Below are 2,738 nucleotides of genomic sequence, written 5' to 3'. Positions count from 1 at the left end.
CGCGCACGGAGCGCCGGAGAAGATCACGAGAACGCGGGTCAGAAGACGGTGGACCGGGAGGTGTTGCCGCCGGCGTTCCGGGCGATGAGCGTGACGGTGTCGCCGGGCTCGAGGCACAGCGCGCGATCGCCGTCGACCGCCACCGCCTCGCTCTGTCCGTTCCATTGGAGTTCTGCGGAGTCGGCCTGATCCGTGATCCATCTCACCGTCGCCGGCTGTGTCGGTGTCACACAGAAGCTGCTGCCGGCCACGATCGACAGTCGCTGGATCGTCGGCGGTGCCGGTGGGGGTGGAGGCGGCGGCGGAAGCGTCGTGTCCGGCGGTGGTGGTGGTGGGGTGTCGGTGCCACCGGGGGTCGGTGCGGCCGGTGGTGGATCGGCCGCGGGCGGCACGATGGGTGGTGGCGGCGCCGGTGGGTTGTCGGAGGGCGGGACCGGCGGCGGTGGGAGCACGACCGGCGGAGGGGCCGTCGTGGTCGGAGCGGGGACGGTCGTCGTGGTGGTACTCGTGGTCGTCGATGTCGTGCTCGGTGGCATGGTCGTCGTGGACGGCACGGTGGTGGAGGGCGCCGGTGCCGCGAGGTCGGTCGATGTGGGCGAGGCGATTGCCGAGGTGGCACCCTCCGGAGCCGACGACATGCTCAGGACGAGGAGGGCGCCGCACCCGAGCAGAACGACGACAGCCGCGGCCGCGAGTGCGACACGGCGTCCCACGCGACCGGCCCGCGCGGTGGTCGGGAGTCCGGGTTCCGGATGGCCGACGGAATCCGGACCGAGGCCGTCGGTGTCGACGTCGCGGTCGTGCGCCTGATCGTCGGTGTCGGTGTCCTCCCGTTCGAACCGGATCGTCTGCGCGTCCGGGTCGGTCGGCGTCGGCTCCGCGTGTGCGCGAGGTGCGGTGAGACCGGTGGGCATCGGTGCGCCGGCCTGCTCCAGAGCGAACGCCGTTCGGGCACGAAACGCCAACGGGGCGAGCGCGAACGGAACGGTCGCGAACAACCTGGTGGGATCGGTCTGGCGTTCTCGTTCTTCGCTGCATGCCGAGCAGGTGCGGAGATGGCGCTTCACGATGCGTGCAATGTCGGCGTCGAAGGTCGACCCGAGGCTTCCGGCGAGATCGGCGCACCGCGGCGCTCCCCGGTTCCAGAGCAGGAACGCGCCGATCGCGTCACCGAGGCGTTGGCGGAGTCGGTGGACGAGTTGGTGCGCGTGGTTGGGTGCGACGCCCAGGTCCTCGGCCAGCTCGGCGGGTGTGAGTCCGTGGCGGAGGTGGAGGTCGAGGACCGAGGCGTCGCGCTCGCCGAGCGCGGCTGCCGCCGCCCACAGCAACTGTTCCTGTTCCTGCAGTTCTGCGGCCGCGGCCGGCCCGGGCGACGAGGTCGCCGCCACCGGGTTCGGGAGGCCGCGGTCGTGCAGGGCGACCACGGTGGTGTCGTCGGTCGCGGTCGACCGGCCCTCCCTGCGGATGGCGTCGAGCGCCCGGTTGCGGGTGATCCTCAGCAGCCACCCTCCGAACGCGTTCACGTCGTCCAACCGATCGAGTTGTTGCCACGCCGCGACGAACGCGTCCTGGGTGACATCGGCGGCCAACTCGGGTCGGCGGACCACGCCGCGCGCAACGTTGTACGCACGGTCGTACCACCGCTCGAAGAGCGGGGCGAAAGCGGTGGGGTCACCGCTGCGCACCCGCTCGACGAGTTGGGCGTCATGGCCCGGGTCCATCGTTTCAGGATCCCACGGATCACACGATGTGGACAGGGGTTCCGAGCGGCAACCGGTTGATCAAGTCGTCGATCACCTCGTTCGGGAGCCGGACGCAGCCGCTCGAGACGTCGTTGCCGATCGAACTCGGATCGTTGGTGCCGTGGATCCCGACCTGACCGATGCCGCCGATGAAGTCGTCGAGCACATCGGAGTAGGCCGACACGCCGAACGCATGGGCACCCCAGACGCTGTCGGCGTCACCGGTCGCCAGCTTGTCCGTGATGAAGAAGCTGCCCGTCGGTGTGGGACGGTCGCTGCGACCGATCGCAACCGGCCACTCGCCGGTCGTCTCGCCGTTCTCGGTCAGCCGGAGGGTGCGGCTCGTCAGGTCGATGTGGATCTCGGCGTCGACCGCTTCGAGCTCGACGTCGGCCTCGCGGATCCAACCGCTGAGGTCGTTCGGGCGGATCGGGACGAGGACCTGGACCCAGCCAGGTTCGGTGTCGAGCACTCGGACCACGGTCGGCGTACCGAATGCGGTCGTAGCCGGGAGCGTTGCGACTTCGGCGCCGTCGGGTGCATCGAAGACGACGAGTTCCTCGACGAGCGAGACACCGCGGAACCCGGCGGCACCGGCGGTTGGTGCGCCGGACGTCGTGTTCTCCGACGTGGTGTCGTCCACGGTCGAGGTGTCGGTGAGCGTTGCTTCCGAGGTCGGTGGTGCTTCCGGGGTCGAGGTGTCTGGCTTGACCGAGGTGGTCTGTGCACCGGCCGTCGGGGTGTCGTCGGTGGGTGTGGCGTTCGCGGGAACGATGACGGCTGGAGCGGTGTCCGCTGCGTTCGACCCACCCCCGACACCGCAGCCTGCGAGGACGGCGGTGACGAGGGCGAGCCCGGCGACGAAGCGGAATGGACGGGAATCGTGACGGTTCTGCATCGTCGCTCAGCCCGTGAACGTGGGAGTCCGGGTGCACACTTCGTCGAGTGGGCACGGCTCGGGCTCGGGGTTGGTTTCCGGGTCGTCGGGTCCGGGTC

The 2,738-nt window shown here is 70.3% G+C and carries 2 protein-coding genes; both read right to left on the bottom strand.

The features are described 5' to 3' along the window. Nucleotides 1-38: 38 nt before the first annotated feature. On the bottom strand, nt 39-1,721 hold the full coding sequence (locus ON45_RS20475; RefSeq protein ID WP_040496621.1) for an RNA polymerase sigma factor: 1,683 nt from the start codon (nt 1,719-1,721) through the stop codon (nt 39-41). Between the two features lie 19 nt (nt 1,722-1,740). After that, on the bottom strand, nt 1,741-2,640 hold the full coding sequence (locus ON45_RS21960; RefSeq protein WP_051063501.1) for a L,D-transpeptidase: 900 nt from the start codon (nt 2,638-2,640) through the stop codon (nt 1,741-1,743). Between the last annotated feature and the right edge of the window lie 98 nt (nt 2,641-2,738).

This window comes from Ilumatobacter nonamiensis YM16-303 (assembly GCF_000350145.1).
GTDB classification, from domain to species: Bacteria; Actinomycetota; Acidimicrobiia; order Acidimicrobiales; family Ilumatobacteraceae; genus Ilumatobacter_A; species Ilumatobacter_A nonamiensis.
The sequence above is the reverse complement of the archived record's forward strand: the minus strand, read 5'-3'. Positions and strand labels throughout refer to the sequence as shown.